Raw genomic sequence first — 15,382 nt, forward strand, 5'->3', positions numbered from 1 at the left:
AACCGCCGAGGTTTCCCGGCGGTCGAGGCGTTGCTTTGTCCCCTCTGCGGACAAGCGGGTCCAAGCCGGTGACGTTATTTTTCGGCCCCACCGGAATATGGTTGTTTTTCCGTTAAATATGCGCTTCAATACAACTATGGGTTTTTCAAAATTGTGCTCATTATTGGAAGCCTCATCCCATGGACGCGGAAATCGATCTCAAGAGCATAACCGGTCTGTTGCAGCGCCAGGTGAAGCTAATCCTGACCACCGCGGCGGCCATTCTGGTCATAAGTCTTTGTATCATATACACTTTGACACCACGCTACAGTGCTACGGCCCTGCTGATGGTCGATACGACGAGCAAGGATCTGCTGGCGCGCGAGCGGGGGTATAGTAATTCCGGCGCGGACAATGCGCGGGTCGAAAGCGAGGTCGGCATCCTTCGCTCGGATCAGGTGCTGATCGACGTGATCCGCGACCACAACCTGATCGCCGATGAAGAATTCGGGCGCGGCACGGGTTGGAAAGACCGCATCTTTGCCCTGCTGCATCTGGCGCGGCCGCTGTCGACGGCCGACGAAACGCTGAGTTCGGCTGTCGATAGCTTGCGCTCGGCCGTCAGCATCAGCCGCAACGGCCTGACTTACCTGATTTCGATCGGCGTCACCTCGCGGGACCCGCAAAAGGCGGCAGCGCTCGCCAATGCCATGGCGCAAGCCTACATCCGCCAGCAGATTGCCGCAAAAGTGTCGACCACGGTTGCGGCGCGGGATACGATCGATGGCCGCGTCGCCGCCCTCAATGCCGTCATGATCGAAAACGAACGCCAGTTCGACGTCTACTTCAACCGTATGGAGGCAGCCGACAAGCCGGAACTGTCCCGTTTGCGGGAAGACCTCGAACAGGCCAGGACCGAGCATCTGCGACAGACGCAGCGCCTTGCCGCCCTGAAAACATTGGCCGCTTCCGAAGATATGGCCGCCTTTGTCGCAGAACTCGGCACCCCGGCCTTGCTGCAATTGCAAAAGCAGCACGAAAGCATGGCCCGGAAGGTAGCTGGCCTTGCCGAAAATGCCCCGGCGCGGGCAAAGCTGGTCAAGGATCTGGCCGGTCTCGACACCATGCTGCGCGACAAGGCGGCGGCAGAAATCGGCAGCCTGACAAAACGTGTCGCCGATCTCGACGACCATGCCCGGTCACTGCGACAGCAGCTTCGCCGCGACGCGCTGCAAAGAGATCTGCCGCCCGAAAGCCTTGCCGAACTCTACGGCATGCAGCAATCCGCCGAAATCGTTCAGGCGCAATACCAAAATCTCCTGGCAAAGCTGCGCGAACTCGACGTGCAATCCGACTTGCAGATGCCGGATAGCCGCATTGTCTCTGCCGCGCTGGTGCCGACCATCCCTGCCTTTCCCGACAAACCGCTCGGCCTCGGGCTGACGCTCGTCTGTTCGTTGCTGGTCGCCATCGGCGCTGCTGTATTGCGCGAATATTTCGTCGGCGGTTTTACCAGTGAAAACCAGGTCGAGGCGGTCTTGAAAGTGCCGCTGACCACGGTCCTGCCACAGCAGGGACTTTCGGAGAGGAAGGCAGCAAAAACTGGGGAGGAACCGAGTGTCGCCGACCTGATGGTGACAGCACCCCTGTCGCGTTTCAGCGAGGCCATCCGGCGCCTGCGATTGAATATCGAGCCGGAGCGCCGTGCCGCGATCATGAAGCCCGCAGGCCGAAATGGAACGGTCGTGCTCGTCACTTCGGCGCTTGCCGGCGAGGGGAAGTCGACGGTGGCGCTTTCTCTTGGCCGGGCCTGTGCGCTTGCCGGGCAAAAGACCTTGCTGATCGATTGCGATCTCAGAAAACCCAGCATCTGCAAGCATCTGCATGTCGGGGAGCCGCGCCAGGATTTTCTCGATTACCTGCGTCTCGACCGCAAGGCCATCACCCCTTCGGAATTTGCGGTCAGCGACCCCTTGTCAGGCCTGCACGTGTTGCTCGGCGGCCGGCGCAGCGACATTCCCACCGACAGCCTGGTGACGAGCGACAAGATGGTGCGGCTTTTGGAACTGGCGCGGCGACATTTCGATTGTATTATCCTCGACACGCCGCCGGTCGAACCGGTCGTCGATGCGCTCTGCCTTTCGCGCCATGCCGATGTCGTGGTGTTCGTGATCAAGTGGGCGAGCACACCGCAAACCATCGCCAAGCGTGGGCTGGCCATGCTGCGCAAAAATGCCCCGGCAGGGACGGGCGTGGTCTCCGTGCTCAATCAGCGGGAGCGGATGGGCAGCCGGGGAGATCTGGCCTATTACGCCCAATAGGGCCACCGGCGATCGGCCTCGCTTGCACTTGCGGCAACAAAGCAACATAGGCCTCGACCGTGGTCTCGAGGTTGAACGCCTCGGCACGGTGCCGCAACATTGTGCGCTCGGCGGGATGGCGCAGGGTCTCCAACATCGCTGCCGACAGGCTTTGCGCGTCGCCATTTGTGGCAAGGCGGCCGAATTGTCCGTTCATCAGGATCTCTGCCGGTCCATGCGGGCAATCCGTGGAGACGGCGGGGCAACCGCAGGCCATTGCCTCGACCAGCACGTTGCCGAAGCCTTCCCACAGCGAACTGAGCACGAAGGCATCCGCCTTGGCGAACCAGGCAAAAGGGTTTTTCTGAAAACCCGGCATGTCGATGGCGCCGTCGATGCCGAGTGCCGATGCCTGCTGCTCCAGCCGAGCACGAAGCGGTCCATCGCCGATCAGGATCAGACGCGCCTCCGGCATCTGTCGGAAGACGCGGGCAAAACCGTCGAGCAGAAGCGCAAAATTCTTTTGTTCGACGAAGCGCCCGGCGGCAAGGAACACCATGAATTCCCCGCCAAGCCAGCGGTGCTCGACCGCTTCATCCGCAAGCGTCTCGATATCGGCCCGGTCAATCGGGTTGTAGACGACGGAAATCTGCTCCGTCGCCATTCCGGATTGTCTGCAAAGCCCGTCACGAACGCCTTGCGAAACCGCTATCACGCGATCTGCAAGAGGATAAAGCAGAGGTGCGAGAAGGAAAGGCAGCTTGTGAACGCCGCGCGCATGCCGGGCCTCCTCGGCCGGGTCGCTTTCCTCCGAAACAATGATAAAAAACCGGTGCCTGCCGAGCAATTTCAAGCCAAGCGATAGAAGATTGCCGTGCGGCGTCGCCGAGACGACGACATCCGGACGGATGCGCCGGAGATTCCTGTGAAGCTGCCATCCGCGTTGCAGGATGGCTCCCTGCCCCATCTCCAGATGCGTGACATCGGCATCGAGCGGGAAATCTATGCGTTGCGGCCTGCCATAAGTGACGACGAAAACGTCGTGCCCCCGCGCCGCCAGAGCCCGAGACAAAAGCGTGATGCGGCTCTGTACGCCGCCGAGCGCCAGATTTCTATACAGGAACAGGATCTTCAAGAGTTCCCTCCTGTCGGGGCAGGCGTGTGTCGGCAACGGCGTCGCTGCCGGGTAGAAGGGCAACGAAGAGGATGGTGAAAATGTTGTTCTGCACCAGCAGCACCGCCTCGGTCAGCGACAGCACAACAATCGCCACGGCAAGGATGAAGGCAAGCAGCCAGGTGCCATCGCCGCCACGCATGAAGCGGATAAACGACGAGCAGCCCAGACTGACGAGCATCAGCACGACCAGCACAAGCCCGACAGCGCCGAGTTGCAGGAAAATCTCGATGTAGCCGTTATGCGCCTGGACCGGCATCCATCCCAGCCGGCTCCAGAGCAGGATGACGTCCTCGTTCTCCGGCGACCAGAAGGCTCCGTATCCCTTGCCGAGCAGCGGCGCCTTTCCTCCGATCCGCAACAACTCGTCCCAGAGCGGCAGCCGCCCGGACAGTGTCGCGTTTCTGCCGATGGCCGCGGCCATCTCGTCGAAGGTCAGCAGTGCAACGGAGGCGGCAAGCAGGCCGCCAAGGCCGACGCCAAACGTTGCAACGCCAATGCCGACGCGGGCGTGCCTCAGGATCAGAACAAGGGTCAGAAGCCCCAGCGCGATGATCAACACGGCGACGGCTGTTGCCGAACGGGTTCCAATGATGACCACGACCGACGAGCAGAGGAGCACCAGGTTTTCCGTGCGCTTGCGACGCCCTGGCGAAAATACGCGGAAAAGACCGATGAGGACGCCGATCAGCGCGATGCGGCCGAGCACGTTCTTCTGGGTGAAGAGGCCACGCCAGGCACCGTCCGTTGGGAAGCCGGCGATGCCGGTCTGCGGCAGGAAAAAAACCACGAGAACATTGATGGCCAGCACGATCAGGATGGCGCGGCCGGCAAGCGCGATGAAATCGCGACGACCGAGGGTCTGGACGGCAAAGACAGCGACAAGCATTGTCAACATCAGTGCAAAACTCCGCACCGCCGTCGCCTCCGGCCGGGCCGACCAGAACACCGAAAGAGCCGACCAGAAGAGAACCACGCCGAGCAGCCATTCCGACACCGCTCCGCGAAAGCGGATGCCCCGCCCGAGCAAACCAAGGCCGATGACGGCGGCGAAGGTACACAACAGCAGCGACTGGTTGAGAAAACCGCTTTCGGCCGCCATTCCGGTCGGCGTCTGCAGGCTTGGGGCAAAGGTGCCGGTGGAAACGATCAGGGCCAAGACGACGGTGGTTTCGAAAAGCCGCGATGCATTCATGGCGATGCATCTTGTCTATATGGCTGTCCCGCCGGCCTATCCGGATCGGCAGACCAGAAAATTGCATCTTGTGCCCGACGGAAAAGCAGGGTTGCCGCTTTTGGCGGGGCCTGCTCGCTTACGCCAAACAAGCAGGCGTTGCGGCGGCAAAATCTTGGACCCATGGGGGAGCAATCCTTCCGCATCTCATCTCCGCAGGTGGGTGAGGAAAAACTCAAGGAGCGGTCCCTTGAGCCGATGCGGCAGCAAGTGCCTTGCCGTCATGGCAAGGCTCTGCGGCAGCGGGATGCCTCCGATCCGGTATCCTTGCCACATCCGCAGGAGATTGAGGCAAAGATTGCCCGGCAATTCATGTTGGGCGACGGCGCGGGCGAGAAAGGCTGCGCGTGCCTGCGGCGTCAGAAGCCGGTTGCGACTGACCCAGGCCGCATGGCGGGAAAAATCGATATCATGCGATAGACGCCCCTCATTCTCCTCGTCGTGATAGATGAACCCCGGTTGCAGCAGGATGTCGATCCGATACCCTCGTTTCTCCGCCCGCATGAGGAAATCGAGATCCTGGAACTTGTCGATATCCGGATCGAACAGCAGATCGAGAGCCGTCGCGGCTTGCATAGCCAGCGATGAGGTTAGCAGGAAATTGCCTCCGGCCATGAAGAAGGAAGCAACATCTTCCTGCGCCCTCATGGACCGCCGTGGAAACCGCCAACAGGCGCCGGAGGCCCGCTTGCGAAGACCGGCCGTCGAAACGATGCCGTGCGGAAACTGCGCAAGATGGACGGCTGCCTGCGCCAGCATTGCCGGCAGGTATTCGTCGTCACAATCAAGGAAGGCGCAGTATCGTGCGGTTGCCGCGCGGATGCCGGCGTTGCGGGCAGCATTGGCATTGGCCTCGGGCAGGCCGATGACCTTTATTTTGCCGCCTTGGAATTCCCTTCGAACCACGTCCATCTGGCCCAGTGCGGGGCCGTTGCAGACGATAATGATCTCGGATGCCGCATGGGTTTGCCGTCTGACGCTGAGCACCGAGCGGCGCAGCTGGTCCAAGCCGCGGTGCCAGGGAATGACGATGGAAAAATCGCAGGTGTTCATCTGTCGATATTCGCTCGCCTGCTCTCGCATCGCCCCACCGCCTAGCCTAAACGTTTCGCGACAGTCGGATGCCTGGTGTTTTCATGCCACGCCTTGTCGAGGCCAAGTCGTTGTCGCGCCACAAACCACAGATAGAGTAGGTTGAGATAAAGATAACGACGCCAGAGACGGCGTGGCTCCTGCCACAGCCGGAAGACCCATTCCAGTCCACGATCCTGCATCCATTTTGGCGCCTGCGGCAGCAGGCCGGCGTGAAAATCGAAGGCGGCGCCGACAGCGATCAAGGGCATGGAAAGCGCATTCCGGTTTTCGAAGACATAGGCTTCCTGCCGCGGGCAGCCGAGGCCGACAAAAACCATGTCCGCGCCCGATACCTTGATCCGCTCTACCATGCGGATGTTCTCCTCCCTCGTCAGCGCGCGAAATTGTGACGGCGCCGTGCCGGCAATGCGCAGCGCCGGATGCGCCCGGTGCAGGTTGGCGGTCCAGGCATCCAGCACCAGCTGTCGGCTGCCGTAGAGGAAAATCGACAATCCTTGCCGTTCGGCTGCAGCGCACAGGCGCTCCACCAGTTCGGGGCCATAAACGCGGTCCGGCAGTCGTTGCCCATGCAGAAGGCGCAAGGCCCACCGCACAGGCTGGCCGTCCGGAGTGAGGATGTCGAGGGCGTTCAGCCGGTATTTCTGTTCCGGATCGAGAGCACCGGTCATGACGCCGTGTACGGCAAGCGCCGAGACACCGAGTGCCCTGCGATGCCGTGCGGCATCGATCACGGCGGTTACCACGCCGTCATAATCGACGACGCTGATCTCGATGCCGAGAATGTTTCTCCTGCCGCGATCGATCATGCCCGCCTCGTCCAGCGTGGCAGGCCGGTTTCGTAGATTTCCTGCAATATCGCGGCAAGGTCGTAGTCGGCCTGAAAATCCGGATAGTCACGGCGGAAGGCCGTTATGTCGCTGATCCACCAGATATGATCGCCGATGCGGTTTTCCGCCTCATAACCGGCCTTGAACGGGCGGGCGGTGATCTGCTCGCACAGCGCGATCGCTTCCAGAACCGAACAACTGGAGCGCCGGCCGCCGCCGATATTGTAGACACGGCCGGGCTTGGGATCGGACGCAAAACACCAGAGTGCCTTGACCAGGTCGCGCGCATGCAGGTTGTCGCGTACCTGCTTTCCCCCGTAACCGTAGATCCGGTAAAGGCTGCCGGTGGCGGCGCATTTCATCAGATAGGCGAGGAAACCGTGCTGCTCCGCTCCGGAATGCCCGCCGCCCGTCAGGCAGCCGCCGCGAAAACACGCCGTGTTCATGCCGAAATAACGGCCATACTCCTGCACGAGGATATCGGCGGAGAGTTTCGAGGCTCCGAACAGGCTGTGAGTGCACTGGTCGATGCCCATGGTCTCGTCGATGCCGTAGGAAAAAAACGCATGATCGCTGCGGATTTCCCAGCGCGTTTCCTTCTCCTCCAGCGGCAACCGGTTGGGCCGGTCACCATAGACCTTGTTGGTGGAGAGAAAAACGAAAGCCGCTTCCGGCGCGTGTCGGCGCACCGCTTCCAGCATGTTCAAGGTGCCGACCGCATTGATGCCGAAATCGGTGAACGGTTCGCGGGCGGCCCAATCGTGTGAAGGCTGGGCGGCGGCATGGATGACGAGGCTGAGAGCATTGCCCAGCGACAAGCAAAGCCGCTGGAGCCCATCGGCATCCCGAACATCGATCGCTTCATGGCGGAAGCGCCGATGGCGCCGGTCAAGCTCGGCGATGCGCCAGCGTGTGGAGGCTTCGTCACCGAAAAATCGGGCGCGCATATCATTGTCGATGCCGATCACATCCATGCCCTGCGCGACCAGGAATTCGACCATTTCCGAACCGACCAGCCCGCCGGCGCCGGTGACAAGCGCAACACTCATGGCATTCGCCCTCAAAACTCACGGGTTTAAGCTGCCACCGCCGGCTTCACTTGTTCCTCGAAATAGCCGATGGTTCGGCGCAAGCCATCGCGCAAGGCGATGCGAGGCATCCAGTTCAGCCAGGTGCGGGCGAGCGCAATATCCGGGCAGCGCTGCAGCGGGTCATCGCTCGGCAGCGGCATATGGATCATTTTCGAGCGCGAGCCGGTTGCCTCCAGCACCAGTTCCGCCAGCTGCCGGACGGTGAATTCCTGCGGGTTGCCGATATTGACCGGAAAACTCACCTCATCCGGGGCGTCCATCAGGCGCACCAGGCCTTCCAGCAGGTCGTCGCGGTAGCAGAAAGAACGCGTCTGTTGACCGTCGCCATAGATGGTGATGTCGTTGCCGCTGAGCGCCTGCACGATGAAGTTGGCGACGACGCGGCCATCGTCGATATCCATGCCCGGCCCGTAGGTGTTGAAGATTCTCGCCACCCGGACATCAAGGCCGTATTGGCGCTGGTAATCATAGATTGCGGTTTCCGCGGCGCGTTTGCCCTCGTCGTAGCAGGCCCGGATGCCGACGGGGCTGACATTGCCGCAATAGTTCTCTGTCTGCGGATGGATGTGCGGATTGCCATAGACCTCCGAAGTCGAGGCCTGCAGGAATTTTGCACCGCTGCGGCGGGCAAGTTCGAGCATATTGAGAACCCCGAGCACACTGGTTTTCAACGTGTTGATCGGATCTGCCTGATAGTGCCGCGGCGACGCCGGGCAGGCAAGATTGAAGATTTCGTCGACATCAACGTCCAAGGGACGGCAGACGTCGCGCTCATAGAAGGCAAAGCGCGGATGGAGGGCGAGGCTACGGATATTCTCCGGCCTTCCGGTCCAGAAATTGTCGAGGCAGATGACACTGTCGCCACGCTGCAGCAATTTTTCGCAAAGAGCAGCGCCCAGAAAGCCCGCGCCTCCGGTTACCAAGATTCTCGCCATGTTGTCACCAGATGCTGTTTGTGTTCCTAAAAACCCCGGCCGCCGCGCAACTCGTTGCGGATCGTAGCCAGCACGATCCTGGCATCCAGCCAGAAGGACATGTTTCTGATGTAGTGCAGATCACAGGCAATGCGTGCCCGCGCCTTGTCGCGCCTGCCAGTCGGTCCGCGCAAGCCACGTATCTGCGCCAGTCCTGTCAGGCCCGGCCGCACGGCATGGCGAGCATGGTAATCGGGCACGATTTCTTCATAGGGCCGCTTTGCCGCCAGCATGCCGACAGGATGGCATCTCGGCCCGACGAAGGACATCTCACCTTTGAGAATATTCAGGAGTTGCGGCAGTTCGTCGATGTTCGTCCGGCGCAGAAACGCACCGATCCGCGTCATTCGCGGATCGCCGTCCACGGCCTGGACCATCGCCCCGTCGTCGCAAGCTTCTACACGCATCGAGCGAAACTTGACGACCCGAAAAACCGTCCCCCTTCGACCCCAGCGGCGCTGGAAAAACAGCGCGGGGCCAGGGCTTTCGAGGCGGACCAGCAAAGCGATGAAAAGCAGAAACGGGAAGAGAAGAAAAAGCAAAAGAAACGCAGTACAAAAGTCGATCATACGCTTGATGACCGCATAAACATCGTTTTCGGTGCGGAAGAAGGAATTTTGTGGCAAACGGTGTCTGCCGAATCCTGCGTATTTCTCCTGCTTTTCAGCATAGGCATGCCGAAAAACAGGATAAGCGTGGCCCGCCGATCGCATGGTGAACTCCAACACTTGCTTGCAACCTTGAACAACTCAAGCGTTATAATTCATACTCAATTCAATTCACTTGTCACCCATAAAGAGTATGGGAAATGCGGTGCAACCGATAAAAGAAAATGCATTTTAACAAAATCTTAAATCTTATGGCGATTGCGGCGGAAAAGGCCCGTTGTCGGCAAATTTTTCCCACGCACGGTTGCGTTTCGGATCGATCATGCAATCGGATAGGCGAAGTAACGACAGGCGGGCAAGCGACAAGGGCAGTACAATCGAGGATAAAGCCTCGTTTCGGCAAAAATAAAAAAAATCTAACGAAATCAAAGTCAAAAAGCAGAATGGCGTCCACGAGAGGATTCGAACCTCCGACCCCAGGATTCATACCACTTCGGCTTTCGCCGCCGCTTGCGCGTTCGTGGTCTGGACTGTCCCTTCACCATTGGCCTCAGGCCTTTAGGTGCTGCCCGTCCAGTCTCTACACCTTCGCCGGATCGTCTCCGGCGCTTGGCTCGGGATTGGCATGCCATTGTGGCAAGCGTTCCCCGACTTTGAGCAGATCCGTTATGGAGTTTCCCGCCATAACGCCCAATTTTAGGAATCCTGTGCTCTATCCTGCTGAGCTACGTGGACATGAAGAACGACGTTCTCTGCCGGACCCCTTTAATCAGAAATGGCGCTGATCCGCAAACGCTTTTGCGAAACGGGGAAAATCGGCTGGAAACACCCTGTTCCGGCCGGAACAGCGCGGTTCGGGAAGCGGTGGCATAGTCGGGTCACTGGATGAGACGAACACATCCACAGAGACAGACAAACCGATCCACCGAAATCAACAACCCGAACAATAGGAGCCGAACATGCGCAACTTCCTTCTCTCCGCCGCTGCTGCTGCCACCCTCGTCGTTTCGTTTGCCGCACCGTCCTTCGCCGGCGGCTACTATGGTGGGTATCACCAGTCCTACGACAGCTACGACTACCGCCCGAGCTGCTTCATCAAGAAGATCCGCAAGTACGATTATTACGGCAATCTCTACATCAAGAAGATCCGCGTCTGCCACTGATCCACGGCAGCTGATCTCATAGACCTCCCACGCCCGGCCCGGATGTCCCCTGCATCCGGGCCGAGGTGTGTTTGCACTGTCGCGGAGCCGGTGCGATCAGGCGATGCGTGTCGCCTTCAGCCTTTGCTCGTCGAGAACGATGCCGAGACCGGGAGCCTCGCCCAGTTCCAGCCAGCCGTCCTTGTGCTTGAGCGGCGAGACCATCGGATAATCGCGGCGCGCCTCGCTCCATTCCGGATTGTCGTAGGGATATTCGAGGAAGGGAGCGTCGCCGCAGCCGGCGGTCAGGTGGGCGTTGGCGAGCACGCCGATGCCATTGGTCCAGGAATGCGGCGTGAAGATCACACCCGCCTCGCGCGCCTGCCAGGCAAGCCGGCGGCAGCCGGTGATGCCGCCAACCAGTGCCACATCCGGCTGGATGACGTCGAAGGCGCGCTCTTCGATGATGTCGCGGAACTCGTAGAGTTCACGGGTCATCTCGCCGCCGGCAATGCGCACGCCGATGGCATCGGCAAGGCGGCGCATGCCCTTGCGGTCGGAACGAAACAACGGTTCTTCCATCCAGTAGATGCCAAGACGCTCCAGTTCCTTGGCCACGGCCAGCGCATCCTTGAAGGTCCAGGGCAGCGTCGTATCCCATGGCATGCGCCAACCCTGGTTGCAATCCACCATCAGTTCCAGCCGGTCGCCGACACGGGCACGGATCGCCTCCAGCGCCTTGACATCCGCTTTCCAGCCATCGCGACCGCCGGCCGAGGAGGAGAAGCGCACCTTCATCGCCGGGAAACCTTCCTCGATATACCGCTCGGCCTGCTCAGCCATGGCAGCCGGCTCGCGCAACACGCCCGAGGATGCGTAGAGGCGCACCCTGTCGGCGCGGCCGCCCAGCATGCGCCAGACGGGTTCGCCGGTGATTTTGCCAGAGAGATCCCAGAGCGCCAGGTCCATCGGCCAGCAGCGGCCATAATGGAAATTGATATGCGACAGCACCTCGTAGTGCCGCTCGAGATGGCGCGGGTCATGGCCGATGAACAAGTCCTCGTGGCCTTCGAACCCCTTCATCAGGTCGCCGGAACCGATACCCTCCCGGCCCTCGTCGTCGCGCACGCGGACGACGGTGGCATCAAAATGTTTGCGTGGCCGGCCATCCCAGCTGGCCTTGAATGCCGGGTCGAGGGCGAGACGATGGTGGGTGATCTCGATGGATACGATCTTGCTCATGGGTTCCTCCCTGCCCGCACCTTAGCCGAACTGCTGCCAGATGGTCTTGTAGTCGCAATATTTGTCGATCGCATGCACCGAGCGGTCGCGGCCGAAACCCGATTGCTTGAAACCGCCGAAGGGTGTCGCGAAGTTCGACATGTCGTAGGTGTTGATCCAGACGGTGCCTGCATGGATCGCCTCGGAGAAACGATGCGCCCGGTCCATATCCTTGGTGAACACCGCACCCGCCAGGCCGTAGATCGTATCGTTGGCGATGTTCAGCGCCTCCTCCTCCGTGTCAAAAGGAATGGCAGCCAGCACGGGACCAAAAATCTCCTGGCGCGCCAGGCTCATATCGTTGGTGAGATCGACGAAGACGCCCGGCGAGACATAATAACCGCCGGTTTCCGACAGGACCCGTTCGGCGCCAAAGGCGCGGCGGGCACCATCCTTTTCGCCGGCGGCGATCATGCCGAGCACCTTGGTCATATGCTCCTCCTCGATCAACGCGCCGATCTGCGCCGAAGGCTCGAAGGGATGGGCGAGCGCGATGTCACTCTTCGTCACCGCCTCGATCCTGGCGATCAGCGCATCCTGCACCGAGCGATGCACGACGAGCCGTGTCGAGGCATGGCAGGTTTCGCCGGAATTGTAAAAACAACCCCAGGCGGCCGCCGATGCGGCGGCATCGAGATCGGCATCCTCGAAGACGACCAGCGGCGACTTGCCGCCAAGCTCCAGCGCCACGCGCTTGACGTTCGATTGCGCCGCATACCCCATGATCAGCTTGCCGACTTCGGTCGAGCCGGTAAAGGCGATCATGTCGACATCCATGTGCAGGGCCAGTGGCTTGCCGGTTTCCTCGCCATAACCGGTGACGACGTTGAACACACCCGCCGGCAAGCCGGCTTCGAAACCGAGTTCCGCCAGGCGGATGGCCGTCAGCGACGACTGTTCGGCCGGTTTCAAAACCACGGAATTGCCGGCGGCAATCGCCGGGCCGAGCTTCCAGGCATCGATGATCATCGGATAGTTCCACGGCGTGATCGCACCGATGACGCCGAGCGGCACCTTGCGGACCAGCGCACGGGCGTTGGGGCCGGTGGGCGCCACCTCGTCATACAGCTTGTCGATCATCTCGCCGTAATACTGGATGCCGTCGGCGCAGAGACGCACGTCGACATTCAGCGAGGCGAGCACCGGCTTGCCGACGTCGAGCGTTTCCAGCATCGCCAATTCTTCGCCATGGGCGCGGATCAGTTCGGCCCATTTCAGCATGACCTTCTTCTTTTCCAGCGGCTCCTTGCGCCGCCAGACGCCGCTTGCAAAAGCCGCGCGTGCCGCGGCAACCGCAGCATCGATGTCGGCGGCGTCGCCACGCGCCAGTTGGGCGCCGGGCTTGCCGTCCATCGGACGGATGCGGGTAAAGGTTCGGCCGGAGGCGGAAGCGCGGAACGCGCCATCAATGAAGTGGCGACCTTCGAGCGTCAGTGTCGACAGGGCGCTTTCCCAATAGGCGCGGCTATAGGACGTCGTCATCTCACTGCCCTTTCGCAAGCGCGATCATGGAAGCGGCGAAAGTGTCGATATCGCCATCTGTGACGTCGCGGATGGTGGAGCGACGCATCGGCTGGTTTTCCGGTGCGCGCATTTCCGCGGCGAGGTCGGCGGCTGAAAACCGCTCGAAACCTTTCGGCAAGGCGCGCACGATGCCGCAGCGGTTCATCCAGTCCGAAACGAAAGCCGGCAACGCCGCGGCATTGGCAAGGCCACAGGCGCGGGCGGCAGCATTCAGATCGTCCGTATCCGCCTCCACCAGCCAGGCAAGCGTCCCCTCGAAACCAAGCGCGGTGGCAAGGCCGTGATGCACAGGCGCCAGCCCGGCCAGCGCGTGGCTGATGTTATGCGCAATCGCCGTACCGCAATTGTCGATGGCGATGCCGGCATAACAGGAGCCAAGCAGCACATTTCCACGCGCAGCGAGGTTCTGCGGCTCGTTGACCGCCGTCTCCAGTGCGCCGGTCAGCAGCCGCAGGGCTTCATGGCCGTAAAACTTGCCGCCGACATGGGCATTGCGGTTGGTCGAGGCCTCGAAGGCGTGGATGAAGGCATCGAGACCGCACCAGGCCGTCAGGTTTTCCGGCAGCGATGCCGTCAGCGCCGGGTCGAGGATCACCAGGTCGGCCTTGGTCTCCGCACCCCAGATCCAGAGCTTCTTGCCTTCCGGGCCGGCGAAGATGTTGGTGGCCGAGGTTTCCGATCCGGTGCCGGCCGTCGTCGGCACCATGATCTTCTTCAGCGGTTTTTTCGGCAGCGGGTTGGCGGCCAGTGCGTAAAACATCGGGTCTTCGCCCGACGCAGCACAGCAGGCGACGATCTTGGCGATATCGAGGGCGGAACCGCCACCGACACCAATCACCAATCCGGCGTCCTCGGCAGCCTGGATGGCCGCATGCAGGTGCGCCAGCTTCGGCTCGCCGGAAAAATCGGAGAAGATAGCGGCGGAAACGCCCTCGGCGTCGAGTTCCTGCCGCAGCTTTTCGCCGAAGCCGGATTGCGCCAGAAAACCATCCATGACGACGAGGGCGCGCGTGACGCCGAAAGATTTGGTTGCCGGAGCGATCTGGCTGGCAGCACCGGCGGAAAATCGGATTTCGGGAATGAAGGAAGTGGAGAATTGCACGGGCATCGTCCCACAAGAGTTCGGTTCGACCCGCACTCTGCACTACAAGCTCAACTATTCAAATCCGGGCATTTTTAGGGTAATTTGATAACTTTGATTTATGGAGAAGCCATGCTGGAGCGAATCCCCCTGGAAGCCTTCCGCGTTTTCGATGCCGCCTGCCGGTTCATGAACTTTTCCCGCGCGGGGCGCGAACTGAACATTACCCAAGCGGCCGTCAGTCACCGCATCAAGGGACTTGAAGACCAGTTGGGCGCGCCGCTGTTCACCCGCCGCGGTCGCAACCTTGCCTTGACTGCGCCGGGAGAACGGCTGTTCCAGCGCGTGCGGGCCACGCTGGAATATCTGGAGGAAAGCCTGGAGCCGTTTCGCGGCGGCGCGCCGGAGATCATTTCGATTGCCGCCAGCGGTTCCGTGTCGCATCTCTGGCTCGGAGAGCATCTGCGGGCGTTCAGCATCGAAAACCCCTCGGTTTCCGTTCGCCTGCTGACGACGGATTCACCCTCCGAACTGGCGTCGGAAACCAACGATCTCGTCATCCTCTATTCCACCGGCGAACACCCGCGCTGGGATCTGGGATTGCTGATGAAGGAAATCCTCGTTCCGGTGGCATCGCCCACCTATCTGGAAGCGAGGGGGCTTGCGGCTGCCTCGCTGACGGCGGACGAGATTGCCGGCCTCGATCTCTTCGACTACGAGCGCTTCAATGCGCACTGGATCTCGTTCCGGCAGTGGTTCAACCGTATTCCGCAGCCGCCGAAACGCAGGATCGTCAATCCGCGCTTTTCCTTCACCACCTATTTCATGGCAATCGAGGCCGCCTTGCGGGGGGACGGTATTGCACTTGGCAGCATGGGCCTGATCGCCCAGCACCTGCAGCAGGGAAAGCTCGTTGCCGTCGGGCGGGACCGGGTGGAAACCGGCTTCGGATATTATCTTGGCATGCCGCGATATCGAACCCTGTCGACGGAAGCGTCAAAGCTGCACCAGCGCCTGCTGGCGACCGGGGGACAAGAGCCGTTGAGGCCATAACCGCCGACGAGCGATCTGC

At 61.0% G+C, this 15,382-nt stretch carries 13 protein-coding genes; 3 read left to right on the forward strand and 10 right to left on the reverse strand.

All coding sequences use genetic code 11. The features are described 5' to 3' along the window. Positions 1 to 179 precede the first annotated feature (179 nt). A complete protein-coding gene (locus ACSQ3I_RS08205; protein ID WP_435997780.1) occupies positions 180 to 2,300 on the forward strand; it encodes a GumC family protein in 2,121 nt (706 codons plus the stop codon). On the opposite strand, the gene ACSQ3I_RS08210 is transcribed toward ACSQ3I_RS08205, so the two are convergent. The 7 genes from ACSQ3I_RS08210 to ACSQ3I_RS08240 all read right to left on the reverse strand — a co-directional run bounded on the left by ACSQ3I_RS08210 (position 2,245) and on the right by ACSQ3I_RS08240 (position 9,387). Continuing rightward, positions 2,245 to 3,414, reverse strand: coding sequence for a glycosyltransferase (locus ACSQ3I_RS08210; RefSeq protein ID WP_435997782.1), 1,170 nt, complete (start codon positions 3,412 to 3,414; stop codon positions 2,245 to 2,247). The genes ACSQ3I_RS08205 and ACSQ3I_RS08210 overlap by 56 nt on opposite strands. Then, a complete protein-coding gene (locus ACSQ3I_RS08215) occupies positions 3,392 to 4,648 on the reverse strand; it encodes an O-antigen ligase family protein (RefSeq protein WP_435997784.1) in 1,257 nt (418 codons plus the stop codon). Before ACSQ3I_RS08215 ends, ACSQ3I_RS08210 begins: the two co-directional genes overlap by 23 nt. 186 nt (positions 4,649 to 4,834) lie before the next feature. Next, the gene (locus ACSQ3I_RS08220; RefSeq protein WP_435997786.1) at positions 4,835 to 5,770 is read right to left on the reverse strand and encodes a glycosyltransferase family 2 protein; all 936 of its coding nucleotides are present in this window, start codon (positions 5,768 to 5,770) and stop codon (positions 4,835 to 4,837) included. Positions 5,771 to 5,781: 11 nt separating this feature from the next. Continuing rightward, the gene (locus tag ACSQ3I_RS08225; RefSeq protein WP_435997788.1) at positions 5,782 to 6,588 is read right to left on the reverse strand and encodes a WecB/TagA/CpsF family glycosyltransferase; all 807 of its coding nucleotides are present in this window, start codon (positions 6,586 to 6,588) and stop codon (positions 5,782 to 5,784) included. Continuing rightward, entirely contained in the window at positions 6,585 to 7,658 is a 1,074-nt protein-coding gene (locus tag ACSQ3I_RS08230; RefSeq protein ID WP_435997790.1) for an NAD-dependent epimerase/dehydratase family protein, read from the reverse strand. Before ACSQ3I_RS08230 ends, ACSQ3I_RS08225 begins: the two co-directional genes overlap by 4 nt. Before the next feature lie 26 nt (positions 7,659 to 7,684). Then, positions 7,685 to 8,635, reverse strand: a complete 951-nt coding sequence (locus ACSQ3I_RS08235) for a UDP-glucuronic acid decarboxylase family protein (protein WP_435997792.1) — start codon at positions 8,633 to 8,635, stop codon at positions 7,685 to 7,687. 26 nt (positions 8,636 to 8,661) lie between these two features. Next, positions 8,662 to 9,387: a sugar transferase gene (locus ACSQ3I_RS08240; RefSeq protein WP_435997793.1), complete on the reverse strand. Its 726-nt coding sequence runs from the start codon at positions 9,385 to 9,387 to the stop codon at positions 8,662 to 8,664. An 854-nt stretch (positions 9,388 to 10,241) separates the two neighbouring features. On the opposite strand from ACSQ3I_RS08240, the gene ACSQ3I_RS08245 reads away from it, so the two are divergent. Further along, the gene (locus ACSQ3I_RS08245) at positions 10,242 to 10,445 is read left to right on the forward strand and encodes a hypothetical protein (protein WP_435997730.1); all 204 of its coding nucleotides are present in this window, start codon (positions 10,242 to 10,244) and stop codon (positions 10,443 to 10,445) included. A 96-nt stretch (positions 10,446 to 10,541) separates the two neighbouring features. Here the strand turns inward: ACSQ3I_RS08245 and ACSQ3I_RS08250 are convergent, their stop codons facing one another. Genes ACSQ3I_RS08250 through ACSQ3I_RS08260 form a run of 3 tightly spaced genes read right to left on the reverse strand, consistent with a single transcriptional unit; the run spans position 10,542 to position 14,331 of the window. Further along, the gene (locus ACSQ3I_RS08250; RefSeq protein WP_435997795.1) at positions 10,542 to 11,666 is read right to left on the reverse strand and encodes a mandelate racemase/muconate lactonizing enzyme family protein; all 1,125 of its coding nucleotides are present in this window, start codon (positions 11,664 to 11,666) and stop codon (positions 10,542 to 10,544) included. Positions 11,667 to 11,687: 21 nt separating this feature from the next. After that, positions 11,688 to 13,187, reverse strand: coding sequence for an aldehyde dehydrogenase family protein (locus ACSQ3I_RS08255; RefSeq protein ID WP_435997797.1), 1,500 nt, complete (start codon positions 13,185 to 13,187; stop codon positions 11,688 to 11,690). Between the two features lies 1 nt (position 13,188). Continuing rightward, positions 13,189 to 14,331, reverse strand: a complete 1,143-nt coding sequence (locus ACSQ3I_RS08260) for an iron-containing alcohol dehydrogenase (protein ID WP_435997799.1) — start codon at positions 14,329 to 14,331, stop codon at positions 13,189 to 13,191. Positions 14,332 to 14,442: 111 nt separating this feature from the next. Between ACSQ3I_RS08260 and ACSQ3I_RS08265 the strand changes: the two genes are divergently transcribed. Then, a complete protein-coding gene (locus tag ACSQ3I_RS08265; RefSeq protein ID WP_435997801.1) occupies positions 14,443 to 15,363 on the forward strand; it encodes a LysR substrate-binding domain-containing protein in 921 nt (306 codons plus the stop codon). Positions 15,364 to 15,382 lie beyond the last annotated feature (19 nt).

This window comes from Rhizobium sp. LjRoot30 (assembly GCF_964253915.1).
Taxonomy (GTDB): domain Bacteria; phylum Pseudomonadota; class Alphaproteobacteria; order Rhizobiales; family Rhizobiaceae; genus Metarhizobium.